At 52.7% G+C, this 19,632-nt stretch carries 16 protein-coding genes; 11 read left to right on the forward strand and 5 right to left on the reverse strand.

The window, feature by feature from the left end; translation table 11 throughout:
• The 9 genes from gspH to AS19_RS06990 all read left to right on the forward strand — a co-directional run bounded on the left by gspH (position 1) and on the right by AS19_RS06990 (position 8,745).
• Positions 1–720: a type II secretion system minor pseudopilin GspH gene (gene gspH / locus AS19_RS06950; RefSeq protein ID WP_011588597.1), complete on the forward strand. Its 720-nt coding sequence runs from the start codon at positions 1–3 to the stop codon at positions 718–720.
• Positions 717–1,097: a type II secretion system minor pseudopilin GspI gene (gene gspI, locus AS19_RS06955; RefSeq protein ID WP_011588598.1), complete on the forward strand. Its 381-nt coding sequence runs from the start codon at positions 717–719 to the stop codon at positions 1,095–1,097. Before gspH ends, gspI begins: the two co-directional genes overlap by 4 nt.
• Complete coding sequence (gene gspJ, locus AS19_RS06960; RefSeq protein ID WP_011588599.1) at positions 1,094–1,753, forward strand: type II secretion system minor pseudopilin GspJ; 660 nt, start codon at positions 1,094–1,096, stop codon at positions 1,751–1,753. Before gspI ends, gspJ begins: the two co-directional genes overlap by 4 nt.
• A 41-nt stretch (positions 1,754–1,794) precedes the next feature.
• Positions 1,795–2,817, forward strand: a complete 1,023-nt coding sequence (gspK, locus tag AS19_RS06965; protein WP_041704940.1) for a type II secretion system minor pseudopilin GspK — start codon at positions 1,795–1,797, stop codon at positions 2,815–2,817.
• A gap of 111 nt (positions 2,818–2,928) precedes the next feature.
• Entirely contained in the window at positions 2,929–4,068 is a 1,140-nt protein-coding gene (gspL, locus tag AS19_RS06970) for a type II secretion system protein GspL (protein ID WP_011588601.1), read from the forward strand.
• Positions 4,065–4,583 carry a type II secretion system protein GspM gene (gene gspM / locus AS19_RS06975; protein ID WP_011588602.1) on the forward strand — a complete coding sequence of 173 codons (519 nt, stop codon included), beginning with the start codon at positions 4,065–4,067 and terminating at the stop codon, positions 4,581–4,583. Before gspL ends, gspM begins: the two co-directional genes overlap by 4 nt.
• Before the next feature lie 482 nt (positions 4,584–5,065).
• Entirely contained in the window at positions 5,066–5,818 is a 753-nt protein-coding gene (locus AS19_RS06980) for a DUF1461 domain-containing protein (RefSeq protein ID WP_011588603.1), read from the forward strand.
• 33 nt (positions 5,819–5,851) lie between these two features.
• Positions 5,852–7,885 carry a PEP-utilizing enzyme gene (locus AS19_RS06985; protein WP_011588604.1) on the forward strand — a complete coding sequence of 678 codons (2,034 nt, stop codon included), beginning with the start codon at positions 5,852–5,854 and terminating at the stop codon, positions 7,883–7,885.
• Between the two features lie 68 nt (positions 7,886–7,953).
• Entirely contained in the window at positions 7,954–8,745 is a 792-nt protein-coding gene (locus AS19_RS06990; protein WP_011588605.1) for a DUF2189 domain-containing protein, read from the forward strand.
• Positions 8,746–8,816: 71 nt separating this feature from the next.
• Here the strand turns inward: AS19_RS06990 and metH are convergent, their stop codons facing one another.
• Entirely contained in the window at positions 8,817–12,518 is a 3,702-nt protein-coding gene (gene metH / locus AS19_RS06995) for a methionine synthase (RefSeq protein ID WP_046961868.1), read from the reverse strand.
• A gap of 301 nt (positions 12,519–12,819) precedes the next feature.
• On the opposite strand from metH, the gene AS19_RS07000 reads away from it, so the two are divergent.
• Both AS19_RS07000 and AS19_RS07005 read left to right on the forward strand, forming a co-directional pair.
• Positions 12,820–13,638 (forward strand): mechanosensitive ion channel family protein, encoded by an 819-nt coding sequence (locus AS19_RS07000; RefSeq protein WP_011588607.1) that lies wholly within the window; start codon positions 12,820–12,822, stop codon positions 13,636–13,638.
• Between the two features lie 10 nt (positions 13,639–13,648).
• Positions 13,649–14,434: a YdiY family protein gene (locus tag AS19_RS07005; RefSeq protein ID WP_046961869.1), complete on the forward strand. Its 786-nt coding sequence runs from the start codon at positions 13,649–13,651 to the stop codon at positions 14,432–14,434.
• Positions 14,435–15,006: 572 nt separating this feature from the next.
• Here AS19_RS07005 and AS19_RS07010 read toward each other — a convergent pair.
• The 4 genes from AS19_RS07010 to AS19_RS07025 form a co-directional block, all read right to left on the reverse strand.
• Entirely contained in the window at positions 15,007–16,392 is a 1,386-nt protein-coding gene (locus tag AS19_RS07010; protein WP_011588609.1) for an NAD(P)(+) transhydrogenase (Re/Si-specific) subunit beta, read from the reverse strand.
• Between the two features lie 3 nt (positions 16,393–16,395).
• Positions 16,396–16,671 carry an NAD(P) transhydrogenase subunit alpha gene (locus AS19_RS07015; protein WP_011588610.1) on the reverse strand — a complete coding sequence of 92 codons (276 nt, stop codon included), beginning with the start codon at positions 16,669–16,671 and terminating at the stop codon, positions 16,396–16,398.
• On the reverse strand, positions 16,671–17,894 hold the full coding sequence (locus AS19_RS07020) for a Re/Si-specific NAD(P)(+) transhydrogenase subunit alpha (protein WP_035458209.1): 1,224 nt from the start codon (positions 17,892–17,894) through the stop codon (positions 16,671–16,673). The genes AS19_RS07015 and AS19_RS07020 overlap by 1 nt, the downstream gene beginning before the upstream one ends.
• A 241-nt stretch (positions 17,895–18,135) precedes the next feature.
• Positions 18,136–19,563, reverse strand: a complete 1,428-nt coding sequence (locus tag AS19_RS07025; protein ID WP_035458208.1) for an AarF/ABC1/UbiB kinase family protein — start codon at positions 19,561–19,563, stop codon at positions 18,136–18,138.
• Positions 19,564–19,632 lie beyond the last annotated feature (69 nt).

A 19,632-nucleotide genomic window follows, 5' to 3' on the forward strand; every position in this document is an offset into this window, starting at 1 on the left:
ATGCGTTTGCTCCGCTCCCAGCAGTCTGGCTTCACCTTGCTGGAAATTATGGTGGTGGTGGGGCTGATTGCACTGCTGAGCGCGGTAGTGGTCAGCCAGGGTAACTGGACATCGGACGACCGGCAGCTAGAACAGGAATCTGCTCGTCTCAAGGATACCCTGGCGTTGCTCAACGAACGCAGCCTGTTTTCCGGGCAGTTATTGGCGCTACGCTTGTACCATGATGGCTGGGAGCCTCTAGCCTACGATATTGTAACCGCAGACTTTGTCCCCATCGAAGATACCGCCCTCAAGCCACGTCAAACCCCTCCGTCGCTAGAACTGGTTTGGCAGCTAGATGAACTGGCGGATGAAGAACAAGCCAGCCTTAGCCAGGTTGCTGAAAGCCTAGTCAAGCAAGACACCTCTTTGGATCTGGGTGAAGGTGTGCTCGGCGACGAGGATGATGAGAGAGCGGCATTACAGCGCAAAGAAAATCGGGGAGGCGAAGATGAGAAGGAAAAGGTATTCCCCCAGGTATTCTTTTTCCCCAGTGGCGAAGTCTCTCCGGTAACGCTATCGATACGAAGCCTTGCTGATATGGAAACAGTGCAGCGCTGGCAAGTGTCGGCCTTAGGGCAAATTTCCGACCCGGACCTACAGCAGGACGAAGATAAGGAACAGAGAAAAGAAGAATGGTTAGAGCGGCGCGCACGGATGATTGAGGAAGAACCGGAATGAAACAGCAGCGCGGTTTTACGCTTGTAGAAGTGTTGGTCGCTGTCTCCATTCTTGCTCTGGTTATGGTGGTGCTTGGTCAAACCATGGGTTCCACAGCTCGCGCCTATACCAATATTAATGAGACCCATCTCGGCTTCTTAGTTGCCTCGGATAAATTAGTGGAAATGCAGGTGTACCAACAGTGGCCGTCCACCGGTGAGTCCGATTCTACCGTCACTCGAAATGGTCGTGATTGGTGGGTCAATACCCGGGTCAGTGAAGGCCCATATCCCGATACCCGCCGGGTAGATATTGAAGTCGGCATGATGCAGGACGATGATCAAGGTCAAATGGCGTATCACCTAGCCAGTCTGATCGGGAAACCGGCCTCCGGATGATCAACATCCAGCACGCCACTAGCCGCCAGCGTTCCTTCCAGCACGGTTTTACTCTGCTGGAAATGGTTATCACCATCGCGATTTTTGCGTTTATCTATGTCTGGGTGGCAAGCTTTCTTAGTAGCGCACTGCAAGGCCGTGAGCAGCTCAAAGAAGGTGCAGATGAGATGGAGCGTAACCAGCGGGCGGTGACGTTCCTAACCCTCGACTTCGAGCAGCTAATCAACCGTCCGGTCAGGGATCCTTATGGTGACCCGCAGCCCGCCATTCTCGGCCGTGACAATTATGTTGAATTTACCCGTTTAGGATGGTCCAACCCATTTGGACTGCGTAAGCGTAGCGAAATGCAGCGTGTGGTATACGCTTTAGAAGATGACACCCTGTATCGCCGTTATTGGCCGGTGCTAGACACTAACGTGGCCACCGAGTACCAGCAGGACGTGCTAATCGACCGTGTGGAGCGCTTCACTGTACGCTATCTTGATCTCACCCCCCAAGGCGAATGGCAATGGCTGGAGTTGTGGCCAGATGTGAGCATGACGGCAGTACCCGTTTGGCAGCAACGCCTGCCAAAAAGTATTGAGGTAGAGATCGAACTAGAAAATGGCAACATTGTGCACAGGTATTACCGAACAGTGGTGAATCCATGGGGATGACGGTAAACCTGTCAGGTCGAATGACTCGAAGGCAAGGGGGCATGGCGTTGGTGATCGTGCTGCTACTGCTAGCCTTACTGACGACCATTACCGTTGAAGTGCTTTTCCGGCAAGATCGTTTCCTTACCCGCGCCGATAATCTATTGCAATGGGACAAGCGCTACCAGTACGCCATGGCAGCTGAGGTGGTTGCCCAGCAGGGTCTAATTGATGACTTGCAGGATGACCAAAAGAATAACGCCCTAGTGGATGATTGCGTTGACGAGCAGTGGGCCGTGCAATTGCCGCCAACGCCCTATGAAGATGCCATACTCAGCGCCAGCGTGCAGGACCTGCAAGGCCGTTTCAATTTGAACTGGCTCATTACCGCAGAAGGTGACAATTTTGTTCGAGACCAGGATGGTATCGACAGGCTCACCCGCCTGATCGAGCTCACCTTTCCCCAAGAAACAGACGCATCGCGGCTCGCCAACGAAATGGCCGACTGGCTAGATTCCAACAATATAGTGGACGGAGTTGAAGGGGCGGAAGATGCGGATTACCGCACCCGGCGGACTCCAAATATGCCCGCCGCGCATGAATCTGAACTGCGTGCCTTGCTCAGCTTCCAGGTAGCTAACCAGCCCCAGGACGGCATGATTTGGGGCTTGTTTACAGCTTTGCCATTGGGCACAACATTGAACGTTAATACTGCACCGCTTCAGGTACTGGATGCGGTGTTAGGTGCCACGGCGGGTGATACCGCGGCACAAGCTATTGTTAAAGAGCGGGAGCAGGAGCCGATTGACGCCATTAGCGACCTGATGCAGGTTGCTCCTTTTAGTGAAATGGATCCCGACATCAAGCAGCAGATAAGCAGCTTGCTCGGTGTCAGCAGTGAGTATTTTCAGGTTATGGTGGATGTAGAGGTCGACGGACAACTAAGTCGCCTAGTAAGCCGGCTGCGCCGCCGCAATGGTGACGGGCAGAGCACTGAAGTATTTAGTCGGCAGGTCAGCCCATTGCTAACCCCACTCGAACCGGCATGCAATCCCTTCTACAATGTGACCCAAGGCTCGTCTTGATACACTGGACTAACGGAGCAGGCTGTTAGAAAGTGCATTAAGCGTCGGCCATGCCAGACGGACACATGCAAAGATAATAACGCGGATATAACGACCAAAGGACACAACAGCGTGGCAGAGGCTCCACTGATTTATTTAAGCGGTGCAGGGGGAACGGAACTGGATCTTGAACATCCGGTGCTGTTGCAGCGAAACCCTGCGGAACACGTCCAGGTCATGAGCCTGCGCGAAGCGCTGGAACAGTCTGCCGGCCAGACCCTCCATGTCATTGTCAGCGTAGCATTTGCCCGGCTAACCCATGTTAGCCTGAGCCGAAAACAGGCACGTCATATGCAGCGCATTCTTCCGTATTTGCTGGAAGAACAGATGCTGGACAACCCTGAATCACTGTGGTTTGTTTCCCGCAAAGGCAGCGGTGATGACTATGAAGTGACCGCCATTGCTCGACAATTTATCGAGCAACTCAAACGGTGGGCCGCAGAACAAGACGTACTGATCACCTCCCTGCAGGTGGACGCTGAGCGGTTGCAGGGTCAAGCACCTCTGATTGCTGAGTTGGACGAAAATCAGACGCTATTAATGGCAGACCGAGATCGTTGCCTAGTGGTTGATGCTCAGCAGCGTGATGGTGTGCAGGCCCTGTTTGGCGACAGCCTCAATGAGCCTATGGTGTTATCCGGCCCAACGGCGTTTGTTGACGCCTTGCGTAACGGTTCAGGGCAGGAATTACTCACAGGCCCCTATGCCCCAAAACAAAAGAAAGGCAGTAATACAACGTTTGCTCCTTGGAAGCCACTTGGCATTCTTGCTGCATCCGTATTTGTACTGGCTCTGGTGGCCATCTGGGTGCAACAGTGGCGTTATAATCAGGCGGCCGAAGCGACTTTCGCCGATGCCCAGACGCTATTCGAGAACCTGTTCCCCGGTGATAAGGCCTCTGCGGCCCTGAGTCGCCAGTTTGAGGGCCGGCTTGCTCGCCTTGGTGGCGGTAGCAAGTCGGGGCAGGCTGATTTCTTCCCACTTCTGAGACCAGTGGCGCAAGTGTTGAAAGAGATAAACGTTGACCCCAAGCGGCTGCAATACGATCAACGTGAAAATACGCTGCTATTGGATGTTGGCGCTAAGGATTATGCCCAACTGGAACAACTTCAGAATGCGCTCAAAAAACAGGGAGCACGCGCCTCAATAGCAAATTATCGCAATAGTGCTCAGGGCGTGAGCGCGCGAATCAAGGTGGAGCAGCCGGGATGAGCAGTGCAGCAGAACTGAAGAAACTGGCGGCTCAACGTCGAGAACAGGCAGTACAGTGGTACGAAAGTAGAGAACCCCGAGAACAACACATCCTGAAAATATTGGCCGTGGTAGCGTTTGTGGTGCTGCTGTATTGGTTGCTCTGGGCTCCGTCGGTCGCGGCCAGGGATCAGGCAAAGAAGCAATTTATGGTCAATCAGCAGACGTTACAGTGGATCCAGGACAATCGCGAAGCGGTAATCGCGGCTCGGCGGAGCGATGTATCGTCAGCACAACCCAACGGCAATTGGACCGGTAACGTGAGCCGTAGTGCTGATCAGTTTGGCCTTACTTTGAAAGGCTTTTCACCGGATGGTAATCGCGCCGTGCGTATCCAGATGGAAAATCAGGCAACCTCTCAAACGGTACTTTGGCTGCAATCGCTTCAGCAGAGCGGCATACAGATAAGCAACCTTGAAATGACGCCTGGTGAGAAATCGGGTACCGCTACGGTGCGTGCGACCCTGCAGAAGTAAGCGGTAAGGCGCCACAAAAAAATGAGTTGATGGCCGTAATCGCTATACGGCCCTACGCCTATCTCTGTCGTTTAGCTGTACTAAGCAGCCGGCCTGCTCATGAGCGCAATGCCACTGCCGTCGGCTGAATCGCGGCCGGGTTAGCCTAGTTTTAGAGTAAATATAGTGACATGGGCATCTTGGGATCAACGGGATGTGGGACATGACTCAGTGGTCAACAGTAGCGTTAGCCCTGTTCCCATAATAACGATTCAGGTGCAAGCTTAGCGTTTGCAGCTCATTGTGAGACGCTGGCGTTACCGTCTTTTCACTAACGAATCAGTGTTGCTCTGTGCTGCACTGTACCCCTATAGAGTCGTCACTATAGATTGATTGGCAACCCGTCAGGGAGCAAATACCCTCGAAAGAAAATTAAGGCTATAACAGCGATCGCATGTGGCTGGGTACTCTGTTTATTATGCTGTTATTGTTATGAGGGTGTTATGAACCAAACCGGTCGATCAAATCTGATCGCAGCCACGGCTATGTGGTTTGTCTATGCGGTCACGATCGTTATGCTGGCCGTAATACTGTGTTGGGCGCTTTATAGTCAGGTAAATTATGGTTATCGGTTCTGGTACCAAACTCTGGGTATTGGTAGCCATATACAAGTCTATGGTCCTCAGAATCGTTTTAACGCTGGCTTTGAACAGCTGTCCGCCGAGAAACACGTGGAAGCTTTTGAACAAATCCGTGATGCGGTCCATAACGGTGGCATGGGGCTGGCTGATATCGACTACCAACCACCAGGCAAAGAGCCACGCCCTTTGTTACACCATGCGGAAGTTCAGCACTTGCAGGATGTGGCTGATTTTATTGATAGAGGCCGCATACTTTTCTTGGTATTGCTGGCGCTCTGGTTACCTTTAGCCTGTCTAAATATCAGGCTGAAATCACCACCGATACGGTGGCGCCTTGGCATTACTGTTTTCACTCTAGGGGCTATGTTAGCGTGGTTGTTGATTGCCGGCCCGACCCAGGTTTTCTATCAGTTTCACCTCTGGATCTTTCCCGCTGACCATCAGTGGTTTTTCTATTGGCAAGATTCGCTGATGAGTACATTGATGAAAGCGCCGGTTTTATTCGGTGGCATTGCAATGGTAATCGCTTTGGGAGCATTACTGCTCACGCCAGTTCTTTACTGGTTCGGTTTGTGGGGAGCGCGCATAGTGCTTCAGCACCCAGCAGATAACTGACAAACGATCGGCAAAACAAATAAGAAACGGCTAATGAGCATTGAAGTACTGACTGCGGATATTGAGGGCGGCGAAAACTTGCAGCGTTGGGCTGCCATGGGCTTACCTATTCCGCCAAGTTGGCGCATTAGTCGTCAAGTTATAACAGGCAATTCTGTTCAGTGGTTGACGCAACAGCTTGCTACCTTGGCACACATGTTTTCAGGCGACCGTTACTGGGTGTTGCAACAAGGGCCAATGAATCCGGAGTCACGTCGAGAAAGCCTGTTAAATCTGGATTCAGATGAAGCGCTCGCTGCGGCACTTCAACGCATTTTCCAGCGTGCTCCAGGGCCAGATCATGTGGTGATTCAAGCGTTACCAAAACAACACGCTGCCGGCGTGCTATTTACCCGACACCCTTTGCGCCAAGATCTACCGCATATGGTGGTTGAAGGAGTCGTAGGTGGTAACAGTGAACGTCAGCGGCTTATTTTCGATGAAAATGACCGGTTGGTGTATGCCCCTGAGGCTCAATTGCCTTTAAACCAACAGGTCGGTGAAGCCCTTTTTTGTCGGCTTCACCGTCAGCTTAAAGATAATTTTAAACATCCACAGGCTGGAGAGTGGGTTTTTGATGGTGAGCAACTATGGCTGTTGCAAACCCTTCCTGTAGGTTCGCTCTCTGTACCCAAAGAAGCCTGGGCCCGCCGGGCTGGGGTAGGGCTTTTCAATCAGGTGGAAACTCCTCTGTGGTATACCCTGGCCGGGCGATGGTTAAAAGCCGGCTTCTGGGAACCGCTAGTAGAAAGTGCCGGGTGGAAAGGGCTCGCCAAGGTTGAACCTTACCGGCGTCAACATAGCCATATTTACACCAATTGTGCGTTCTTTCGTGAGCTTCAGCGCGAACACCCAGGGGCCGCACGATTTGTGCCACCAGCATGGCAATCTCTGGAATGTGACCCTGCATCTGCTCCACAAACGGTAGGCTCCTCATTTTCTAAGAGCATTAACCAATGGCGGCAGAGCTGGATCTTGTTGGAGCTGTCACTGAATGTGCAGAAGTGGAAGCAACCAGAGGTAACCCGTGAGGGCCTATGGCGCGCTTTTATGCGCCTTGATGCCATGGGAGAGTCCCTTAGCCGCGTAGAAGGTGAGCTTGCCTACCTAAGGCTGGCAGATGCATTGGTCGATTATCGTGCGCCTCTGCCTTTGACGTTGCTGGTTACGCCTACTGAACTTCGGGCCCTGCAATCCCTGGTGGCTGGCGAGGTGGATTCGGTACGTGATACAGCATTACGACCGGGTGTTGATCCTGTCCATGCCCCCTTGAATGAGGGGCCGGCTCAAGCGTCTACACTTAATAGATTGCAACAACCGGGAATCGTTAGCGACGCCCCGTTGGCGCAACTCTCAGATGCGGACGAGCAGGCATTTAAAATGGCACGAACCGCTCGCGGGCTGCGTTTTGCTATTGGTAATCGTCTACGGCAACTACTTCGTTCCATGGCGGCTATTGCGGTTGAGCAAGGGACGCTACAACACCTTGATGATATTCATTTTCTGTACTTTGATGAGCTTTGGCAGCTGTGGATGGGATCAGCATTGCCTGCCAGCGCCAATAAAGCTGTGATCGGTGATCGTAAACTGCGTTACCTTGATGATGGCCTACAGGGAGCGCCGGACTGGAAGATGGACCAAGTAGGGTACGGTTTTGGCGGCGGACAGCGTCTTAGCCCTCTATTACGTGGGCTGACGCTGGTGCCTGGTTCTGCTGAAGGTGCCATTCGCCGTGTATGCAGTGCCTGGTGCCTTAACAAGGTACAGCCTGGCGACATTGTTGTGGTAGATGAGGTCGATCCCGCTTGGTTGCCCTGGCTGGTACAAGCAGCAGGGCTGGTGATTGCCCAACAGGACCCTGCTAACGGCGCGGCTAGCTTAGCTGTGACATATGGGATTCCCGCTATTTGGGGCGCCAGCGACGTGATGCATAGTGTTCAGGATGCGCTGCAGGGCACTCTAGACGCGACCCATGGCAAGCTTGCCATGGCGTCGGATATGAATAACGATGACGTTACTGTGCAGTAACCTGGGTAGGCCGAGAAGCTCGCCTAGGTAAGTGGTTGTTTTCCTTTTAAAGGTGAGAGGTGAGAGCCGTGCCCCAACCCCCGACCCAAGAAGAAGATACCCGGCCATTTGTGGCTCCATGCCACAGCATTGATAACACCGCACCGCTGCGTTGGTTGCGCAAAGGGTGGCGCGACTTTCTTAATGCACCGGGGCCAAGCCTGCTCTATGGCGCGATAATGGTCTTTATCAGCTACCTAATTAGTGCCGCGACCTGGTGGTTCGGCAATATGGGCCTGTATCTTGGCCTACTTTCAGGCTTTGTGTTCTTGGGGCCGCTACTCGCACTCAATCTTTACGCCATTAGTATCCAGTTGCAACAAGGCCGCCAACCAAGCCTGTCAGAAAGTCTGAAGCAGGCACGTTCATGCTTGGGGGATGCCCTGACCTTTACGGTCATTCTGGTGGTGGTATTTTTGGTGTGGGCCAGGGCCGCTAATTTGATCTATATCTTTTACCCGGTGAACGAGTGGCATTTGGAAAATGTGCTGCTTTTTTTTGGAGTCGGCAGTAGCGTAGGAGCGTTATTTTGCGCCATCGTTTTCACGGTTAGTGCCTTTTCGTTGCCCATGATTATGGATCGCAAGACCGATATGGTCACGGGGGTTATCACGAGTACAAATGCGGTATTACGGAATAAGCTACCTCTATTTATCTGGGCCAGCTTGATTGGGGGTTGCCTATTGGTCGGGCTGTTAACAGCATATCTAGGTTTATTGGTGCTACTACCGGTACTTGGCTTTGCTACCTGGCATGCTTACCGAGAGGTGATCGACGCAGAGGAATGGGAACCGCGATTTGAGTTGCCCAAAGAAGATTGAAATTTGACTGATAACACCACTACAGGGTCCGCCATGTGGCGGACCGATGCGGTGGTGTGCGGTCAGTAGACTTAATTTTCGTCCATGTACCCGAGCAGATGGGGCACCATTCGCTCGATTTCTTTGCGAGACATGCCTTTACGTGCCGCGTAATCATCCATTTGATCTTTCGCCAGCTTACCCGTGCCGAAATATTTAGCCTCTGGGTGTGAAAAGTACCACCCAGATACCGCCGCAGTTGGGAGCATGGCGTAGCTTTCCGTGAGTGTCATCCCGGCGTGGGTTTCAGGATCAAGCAACTCCCACAACAGGGCTTTCTCTGTGTGATCAGGGCAGGCGGGGTAGCCTGGAGCAGGGCGGATGCCTTGGTATTTCTCGCTGATCATGTCCTGATTGCTCAGTGCTTCATCACTGGCGTAACCCCAGTAATCTTTACGCACTTTTTCATGTAGACGCTCGGCAAACGCTTCGGCTAGTCGATCCGCTAAGGCTTTAAGCATGATGGCGGAATAGTCATCGTGGTCCGCTTCGAATCGGGCCACATGCTCGTCGATGCCAATGCCTGCGGTTACTGCAAAACCGCCTAGCCAGTCGGTGAGCCCGGTTTCCTTGGGGGCGATAAAGTCACTCAAGCAGTAATCAGGCTTGTTGTTCTTGCTCCGATCCAACTGTTGGCGAAGATGGTGGAGGGTCATGAAGGCCTCACTATCACCGGGATTACGGTATAGTTCGATATCATCCATTTTAGAGTTGGCAGGCCAAAAACCTATTACCCCGCAGGCAGTTAGCCACTTTTCTTCAACTATTTTATCAAGCATTTCCCGGGCATCACGGTAGAGCTTTGTCGCTTCAACACCAACCACTTCATCTTCCAGAATGCGTGGAAACTTGCCAGCCAATTCCCAGGCGCGGAAAAAAGGAGTCCAGTCGATCCGCTGAACCAGATCCTCCAGTGGGTAATCATCTAAAACCTTCAAACCTTTAACTTTCGGTTCGTGAGGTGTGTAATCGCTCCAGTCGGGTTGAAAACGGTGCTCCCTTGCCTGGTCAATGGAGATTAAACTGCGGTCCACTTGCTGTTGCTGACGTCGAACACGGAGCGTCTCGTAGGTTTCTTTGATTTCGGCAACATATTCCGGCTTAGCGGTCTTGGATAGCAACTTGGACGCCACGCCTACCGCACGGGATGCATCCGCCACGTGCACTACGGCCTGGTCGTAGGCTGGGTCTATTTTTACTGCAGTATGAATGCGGCTGGTAGTCGCCCCACCGATCATCAGCGGTAGGTCCATGCCCAAGCGCTGCATTTCGCTGGCCACATGGACCATTTCTTCCAGTGACGGCGTGATTAGCCCGGACAGGCCAATGATATCGACCTTCTCTTCTTTCGCAGTCTCAAGGATCTTCTCGCAGGGCACCATCACGCCCATATCCACTACGTCGTAGCCGTTGCACTGTAGCACCACACCAACAATATTCTTGCCAATGTCATGTACGTCACCTTTCACGGTGGCCATCAAGATTTTGCCGTTCGCTTCATCTTGGGTGCCCATTTCTTCTTTTTCTTTTTCCATAAAAGGCAACAGGTAAGCCACAGCCTTCTTCATGACCCGGGCGGATTTCACCACCTGGGGGAGAAACATCTTGCCTTCGCCGAACAGGTCACCAACCACGTTCATGCCGTCCATGAGAGGGCCTTCAATCACATGGAGTGGACGCGTAGCGTTCTGACGGGCCAGCTCGGTATCTTCTTCCACATAATCAGCAACGCCTTTGACTAAGGCGTGCTCAAGGCGCTTTTCTACTTCCCACTCACGCCAGGCAAGATCTTCTTTCTTAACTTTTTCGGCACCGCTACCTCGGTATTTTTCTGCCAAGTCCAGCAACACTTCGGTGGCGTCTTCATTGCGATTAAGGACGACATCTTCAACCGCGTTGCGCAATTCTTCTGGGATATCGGCATAAATAGCAAGCATGGTAGGGTTAACGATACCCATGTCCATGCCATTCTTGATGGCATAGTAGAGGAACACCGCGTGAATCGCCTCGCGGACGGTATCGTTCCCTCGGAACGAAAAGCTCACATTGGACACCCCGCCGGAAATCATCGCGTGGGGTAGGGTGCGTTTGATGTCAGCCACCGCTTCGATGAAATCCACGGCATAGTTATTGTGCTCTTCAATGCCCGTCGCGATAGCAAAGATGTTGGGGTCGAAGATGATGTCTTCAGCCGGAAAGTTCACTTCCTCAGTGAGCAGCTTGTATGCACGGGTGCAGATCTCCACCTTACGCTCACGGGTATCTGCCTGGCCCTCCTCATCGAAAGCCATGACAATAACCGCCGCACCATAGCGGCGCAGTAATCGAGCTTGATGAAGAAAGGCAGCCTCGCCTTCCTTCATTGAAATGGAATTCACCACTCCCTTGCCTTGTATGCACTTCAGGCCCGCTTCGATCACCTCCCATTTGGAGGAATCGATCATGATCGGCACTTTGGAAATTTCCGGCTCTGAGGCCACAAGGTTGAGGAATTTCACCATGCACTCAGCGGACTCCAGCATCCCTTCGTCCATGTTGATATCGATGATCTGGGCGCCGTTTTCTACCTGATCGCGAGCCACGTCCAAGGCTGCATCGTAATCCTCTTCTTTAATCAGGCGCAGAAAACGCTTGGAGCCGGTCACATTGGTTCGTTCGCCTACATTTACAAACAGGGAGTCCTTGGCGATTGTGCAGGGTTCTAGACCGGAAAGGCGACAAGCCACTTCAATCTCAGGTAACGGGCGTGGCGCCAGCCCTTCAACTGCTTTGGCCATGGCGTCGATGTGCTCTGGTGTAGTACCGCAGCAGCCACCAATTATGTTCAGGAAACCTTTCTCAGCCCAAGCGCGGACCTCTTTAGCCATGGTGGCAGGGTCCAGGTCGTATTCGCCCATTTCGTTAGGCAAGCCCGCATTAGGGTGAGCAGACACGTAGGTCTCGCAGATACGCGAGAGCTCTTCTATATAGGGGCGCAGCTCCATGGGGCCCAGTGCACAATTGAGGCCGAAGCTGATTGGGCGAGCATGGCGTAGGGAGTTGTAGAACGCTTCAGTAGTTTGCCCCGTGAGGGTACGGCCAGACGCATCGGTGATCGTCCCGGACACCATCACCGGCAAGTCCAAGTTGTTTTCGTAGCAATACTGATCCACCGCAAAGACTGCGGCCTTAGCATTCAACGTGTCGAAAATGGTTTCGATTAGCACCATATCGATACCGCCTTCTACCAACCCATCCAAAGCTTCTAGGTATGCCTCTACCAAGGCATCAAAATGGGTATTGCGGTAGCCGGGATCATTCACATCGGGACTAATACTGGCCGTACGGTTAGTGGGGCCAAGCACTCCGGCCACATAGCGAGGCTTATCCGGGGTGGATGCTTCGTCTGCCGCTTCGCGGGCAACGCGAGCGGAGGCCACATTAATCTCACGGGCCAGATCTTGCATGTCGTAATCGGCCATGGCGATAGACGTGGAGTTGAACGAGTTGGTCTCGATGATATCCGCGCCAGCATCAAGGTAGCCTTTGTGCAACGCTTTGATCCGCTCAGGCTGGGTCATGCTGAGCAGGTCATTATTCCCCTTCAGATCGCTAGGCCAATCAGCAAATCGGGCACCACGAAACTCTTCTTCAGTGAATTTGCAACGCTGAATCATTGTGCCCATGCCGCCATCAAGAATCAGAATCCGTTCTTTAAGTTGGGCAGTGAGTTGAGCACGCGAGTTCTGTGACATTGATGGCTCCAGCAAAGGCGGGAAATTGGGGCGTGCATTATACCGGGGCAAGGGCCAGATACCCAATCTGTGGTGCCTTATCCTGGAAAAGACCATGATAAAGCCGGCTCAACCCCCTTCGAGACTGGCCATGCGGACTATTTACTTTCATTATTGAGCAGGCTGGGTCCAGGGTTGGCAGGTTGGCCTTTGAATCTGGCAGATGAAATCTTTGTAAAAACCTGTATGCCAGCAGCTTTCGCACTTGGGGTTGCTGTAGGAATGGGCATAATTGCGCATCACTGGATGAGGAGTACGCTTAATGGATCAATATCTGTCGCAACTAGAAACCTTTGCCAATGAAAACTTGGTGCCCTATGCCTGGAGCATTGCCGCCGCACTGGTAATTTTCATTGTTGGTAGCTGGGTGGTTGCTCGGCTAAGTCACTGGGTGCAAAAACTACTAAACAAACGAATGGATGAAACGGTCGCCACCTTCTTAGGGCGCATTGTTCATATCTTGTTATTTGTTTTCGTTGTTATTGCGTCTTTAGATCAGCTTGGCATTGAAACGACCTCGCTAGTTGCCATTTTGGGTGCTGCCGGCTTGGCTGTTGGCTTGGCATTGAAAGACTCTCTGGGTAACTTTGCTGCCGGCGTGATGCTTATCCTGTTCAAGCCGTTCCGCGTGGGCCATTACGTTGAAGCAGGGGGAACTTCTGGTACCGTTAAAGAAATCCGCATTTTCGCAACCATCATGAACAGCCCGGACAATAAAGTACTTACTGTCCCTAACGGCGCAATCATGTCCGGTAATATCGTCAATTACTCCGAAAAACCGACCCGCCGTGTGGATATGGTCTTCGGTGTTGCCTACGATGCTGATCTTTCTGTGGTGAAAAAGGTGCTTGAAGAGATTCTTGCTGCGGATGAGCGTGTTCTGAAGGATCCAGCCCCAACTATTGTGGTAGGTGAGCTGGCGGATAGCTCAGTTAATTTCCTATGCCGCCCCTGGGTAAATAGCGCGGATTACTGGCCAGTTCTGTGGGACACCACAGAAGCGGCGAAACTTCGCTTTGACGAAGCAGGGATTGGCATTCCGTTCCCACAGATGGACGTACATCTAGACAAAAATGACTAAGGAGTTATTCATGCGCAGTAAGACAATCGCTGCCATGCTGCTAACCGCCGGACTTCCGGCGGTTTCTGTAGCTGCGCAAGACGCAGCTGCCGATAAGGGTAGTGAAGTTAGCAAATGGTCTGGCGACATTGGTGTCGGGCTGCTATTCAAGCGCGGTAACACCAATTCCGACTCTACCAATGCCAATGTCAACATGGCCCGGGACAGCGAGAAATGGCGGCATACCTTCAAGGCTGATGCCAATAACGAGAAGGAAGAAGATCCTGATACGGAAGAATATAACCGTACGGATGAGAACTACTTCGCTTCCTACAAGTTGGACCGCAAACTCGGTGAAGATGCCAAGAACTACCTGTTCAATGTGCTGACCTACCAAAAAGATAATTTTTCGGGTTATCACTACGAAGCCAGTTATGCCATCGGTGCGGGGCGTCGGTGGGTTGATTCGGATCGGCAGACTCTGGATGCGGAAATCGGTCCAGGTTATCGAATAAAGTGTTTGGAGCCTCAGGACAGCTATATGAGCTGCCACGACTCCGAAGAGAATGCCATCGCACGCGTCGGTATCAAGTATGAGCTTAAGGTAAGCGACAACACCACCTTCAAGGAAGATCTTTCCACAGAGGTTGGTGGTGATGGAGCGGATACCCGGGCGGAAACCTCTCTGACCACGGCAATCAACACCCGTTTCGCGTTACGTCTACGCCATCTGCTTGAGAGCGACTCTTCGGCACCTGCGGGAACCAATGAAACGGACCATACCTTTTCTGTAGGCGTGGTTTACTCACTTCTGTAGCACCGTTCTAAGCGTTAGAAAAACGCCAACACCGGTTGTTTTTTGCTCGCCACGGATTAAAAAGAAATGAGTAGGGCGGCGGTACAATGTTGATTGCGATCAAGTAACGCAGCAACTGTACTGCCGCCATATCAAATGCTACGTTTGATATGGCGGGGAACATTTATCCCCAGCCATGCCGTTTCTCAGCCCCTGAATTAGCCTCAGCTAACCCCAAGCCAAGTTACGAATATCGGTGTAACCGCCACCAACCCCGTGATGCACGCTGTCATGCATCTACCCTTGGGTATTCGAACCTGAGTTTTATTCTAAGTTGCGCTCTTGACTGAGGTGCTATTGAGACGGCGGCGGTGTGCACCGAGACGCTGAAGATTTTTTCCTCTATTCCCGCCTCAGGCACTGTGAGTTCACTAGCAGGCAGGTGCGGTAATATTTCAGCATGCCAGGGGAATGACTGACTGCTTAAGACACTAACGACGACTTCACCATGAAAATCAAAGTCGCGCTTATCGCAATTCCGCGATGAACAAAAAAAGGAGCCCGAAGGCTCCTTTTTCTGCAAAGGCGATTAATCAGCCTTCTTTCAAGGCCGTGGTAATATCGAGCACGGCACCTTTACCATCACCAAACAACATCAGAGTATTGTCTTTGGCAAACAATGGATTGGGCAGGCCGGCAAAACCGGCGCTCAGAGAACGTTTTACCACAACCACAGTCTTGGCTTTATCCACGTTGAGGATAGGCATGCCGTAAATCGGGCTGCCTTTATCTTCGCGGGCCATGGGGTTGGTCACGTCATTGGCGCCCAGCACGATTGCCACATCCGTCTGCTCAAAGGTCGGGTTAATCTGGTCCATATCCTTGAGCTGATCGTATGGCACTTCAGCTTCTGCTAGCAGAACATTCATGTGCCCAGGCATACGTCCGGCTACCGGGTGAATGGCGTACTCAACCTCAATACCAGCGGCTTCCAGAGTGTCTGCCATTTCACGCACGGCGTGTTGCGCCTGCGCCATCGCCAAGCCAAAGCCTGGAACAATGACCACGCGACGTGCAGTTTCGAGCATCATCGCGACTTCCTCTGCAGAAGTAGACTTCACCTTGCCGGCGTAGACTTCGTCTGCGTCCATGGCTTCGCCAGCTTCTGCCATTACACCAAAGAGAACATTGGTGAGGGAGCGGTTCATGGCTTTACACATGATACTGGTCAGGATTAGACCTGATGCGCCCACCAGAGAACCGGTGATGATCAAGGCGCTGTTGCCCATGATGAAGCCCGCCGCTGCTGCGGCCACACCGGAATAGGAGTTCAACAGGGCAATCACAACGGGCATGTCCGCACCACCAATTGGCAGCACTAGGAACAGTCCCAGCAACATGGCCGCAGCCACCAGAGCCCAGAGAACCATTTCGCTGCCCGGGTTGGCCACCAAGTAACCGATGCCAACGATCGACCCGATAAACAAGATGGCATTGAGCAGCTTCATGCCGGGGAAGCCCATAGGCTGCCCGCTGATGAGCTCTTGTAGCTTGGCAAAAGCCACCAAGGAGCCTGTCAGGGTGACCGCACCGATCAATACAGCTGCGCCTATGGCGATCATGGACACAGCATCGTGGGAGCTACTTGTGCTGAAGAATTCAGCTGAGGCAACAGCAAAGGAGGCACCGCCACCAAAACCGTTAAGTAGGGCGATCATTTGCGGCATGGACGTCATCTGTACCTTCTTGGCCATAATGGCACCAATCAGGCCACCGACAACGACGCCAGCGATGATCACTTCATAGGTAACGATGCGCTCATTGAGCAGTGTTACCACGGCAGCCACGCCCATACCGGCTGCCGCCAGCATGTTACCGCGTACTGCAGTCTTTGGCTTGGTCAGCCCCTTGATGCCTAGCACAAACAGGCAGGCAGCAATCAAGTAGGCGATATCAATCCAGTTCTGAGAAACGTGCATGATTTACTTCCTCTTGAACATCGCCAGCATTCGATTGGTGACCATGAAGCCTCCAATCACGTTAATCGTGGCCAGCACCACCGCGATGAAACCGAGTACGCTAACCAGCGTGCTGCCCTCGGAGCCAGCGGCAACCAGCGCACCCACAATGGTGATACCGGAGATCGCATTGGAGCCGGACATCAACGGAGTGTGCAGGGTGGGCGGCACTTTGGTGATCAATTCCACGCCGAGAAAGATCGCCAGCACAAACAAGGTAAGATTGGCTACAGGATCCATTACTTTTCCTCCTTGCTAGCCGCGTCGGGCGTGGCTTCAGTGGCTTCCGGCTCAGGTTTGGCCAGAGCGGGGAGGCCGAGAAGATCGCGCAAACGAGGCTGGGGAACGTCGCCTTCGTGACTGATCACGGTTTCAGCAACGATTTCATCTTCGAAGTCTAGCTGCAGCTTGCCTTCATCATCGATGAGCAAGTTAAGCAAGTTTTCCATGTTTTTGCCGAACATCTGGCTGGCATGGAAAGCGACCGTGGAGGGCACGTTTTCTGGACCGATGATAGTTACGCCATGTTTCACGACGGTCTTACCGGATTCGGTCAGATCACAGTTGCCACCACGTTCTGCGGCCATGTCCACAATAATGGAACCGGGCTTCATGGCTTTCACCATGTCTTCGGTAACCAGAATCGGGCTCTTGGCGCCAGGGATAGCGGCGGTAGTGATAATGACGTCCATTTCCTTAACCACTTCGGTCATTAGCTCTCGCTGACGCTTAAGGAAATCTTCACCTTGGGCCTTGGCATAACCGCCAGTGCCTTCGGCTTCACCAGTGTCCAGATCCAACTCGACCGGCTTGGCGCCGACCGACAAAATCTGTTCGCGGGCAGCCGGGCGTACGTCGTAGGCTTCAACGACGGCACCCAAGCGCTTGGCCGTGGCACAGGCCTGCAGGCCGGCAACGCCCACACCCATAATGAGTACGCGTGCCGGCTTCATGGTCCCGGCAGCGGTCATGTTCATGGGGAACATGCGTGCAGACTCTGTAGCGGCTAGCAGTACACACTTATAACCGGCGATCATGGCCATGGAAGACAGTACATCCATGGCTTGAGCACGGGTAATACGCGGCACCAGTTCAAGCGCCAAACCGGAGACTTTTTTCTCAGCCAGGGATTGGGCAAATTGTGGGTTAGCCAGTGGATCGGTCATGCCGATCAATATCTGGCCTTCCTTCAATTTAGTCAGATCCTCGTCACCGTTCTTGATGTTACTGCCGGGCGTTTGTACCTGCAGAACAACTTGAGCGGAAGAGAACACCTCATCGCGATCAACCAGCTTGGAACCGGCAGCTTCATAAGCACTGTCCGGATAGCCAGCAATATCGCCAGCTCCGCGCTCGATGATGATCTCGACACCTTGTTTTTTAAGCAGTGCGCTGACATTGGCAGGCGTTAAAGCAACGCGCTGCTCGCCAGGGCAGATTTCTTTGGGAACACCGATAATCACCTGCGTTACCCCCGTCTGTGGTTCGCAAATAATTGGCTGTTCAAAGGATGGTATTGGCAACCCAAAACCTCTGAAAGCCTCGAAAAACGGCCGGTTCAGGTGAACCGGCCGATGAGCAGGGTGCTAACCTTATTGTGCACGTGCCAGCTTGGCAAATGACAAATGGTTATCGCACCGATAAGCGGCTGATAAATGCGCGTTTTGCCAGCCCTAGGGAGGGCTAGCTAGACCATGGCGCAAATTAGTCACCCGGAGTGACTGTTTTCTGTTTGACCAAGGCAATGTCATCCTCTTCCTGCATGTGAATGAAAGGCTCCAGAATAGTGTTGCCTCGGACTTCAGATTCAATAACGTGCAAAAAAGTGTATGCCCCCAATAGCTTGCGAGCTAAAAAGATGAATTCTTTAGGCGGCACATCAAAATGCACGGACAACGCATTGCGTCCCGCGCGGTTCATAATCCGGTTTGGCAGGTCGCTTTTGCCCCAGCAGTACTCGCCATTCTCGTTTAGAACGAATGCAGGGGGAGGGTAGCGATCAGGGTCTTGCAGGACTTCGATTGCCTCAAAACAGAGCCCGGAGAACTCCTCAAGCAGCTTGCGCGGAGTATTACCCGCAAGGAAGTCGAGAGCGTTGAGTGCTCGGATTAGCCGATCGGTGTCATGATAGAAGGAGGCGCGAATCATCTCTCGGCCTGGCCCTAGCACTTCATTATCAAAATCTCGGATAGCGCCGAAGTCGAGCAGGACAACCTGGTCTTGCTCCGGGGTTTCTCCTATGCGCAACAAATAATTACCGAAGTTCGGGTCCGTCTGCATCTTGTTCCATTCGAACACTTCACGACAGCACAGCTCCATAATCGCGCGGCCGATAAAGTTTCGCCGAGCTTGGGATAGCTCAAGCACAGCCGGGTCATTCACGCTTATCCCATGTTCAAACGTCATGCACATGATGTTGTGGGTAGAGAACTCTGGAACAATTTCTGGAACCACAAAACGCGTGTCCTCGGCCAGAGCATGGCGAAAATGGCGGGTGGTATGGGCCTCGAGATCGTAATCGACTTCCCGCTTGAGCATCTCGCGTACCTCATCCAACCACATGTTGAACTGCTCAGTGATAGGCACCAGGCGGCTTAATTTCAGCAAGCGAACCAGAGCACGCATGTCCGAATCAATGGCATCTGCCACGCCCGGATATTGGATTTTCAGGCATAGCTCTTTGCCATCTGATTTGCGCACAGCCTTATGCACTTGCGCCAAAGACGCCGCCCCCAGCGGTTGTTGCTCAACCTCAAGCTCAGCAAGCTTAACCTCGCCCAGCTGCCGCTTGAGGTGACGTTCAATGGCAGGCCATTCCAGTGCGGTTGTCTGGTTTTCCAAGGTATGCAGGGCGGTTGTCACCTCTTCCGGCAGGAAGTGTTCACCAAACAACGCCATCATCTGCCCAATCTTAACCACAGAACCTTTCAGGCTACCCAGCTCTTCCACTAGCTCCTGAGCGCGAGCAGAAAGGATTTCCTTGCGCCGCTCGCCACGCTTATCTTTTGCAGTGAACAGTGTTCCTGCGCTAGCTGTAGCGTATTTGGCGCCAGCCATAAAGCCGGCCTTGGCCATTGAGAATCGTCGCTCCACTGAGCCTGTTTTAACCCGTTTTACCGTTTTACGTGCCATAGTCGCGAGGAAACTCCATTTGCCATCCAGAACTCCGGTGGCATTCTAGCCTTTATTATAAAGCGGGTC

The sequence above is a fragment of the Alcanivorax sp. NBRC 101098 genome, assembly GCF_001010505.1.
In the GTDB taxonomy this organism is placed as follows: Bacteria; Pseudomonadota; Gammaproteobacteria; order Pseudomonadales; family Alcanivoracaceae; genus Alcanivorax; species Alcanivorax borkumensis.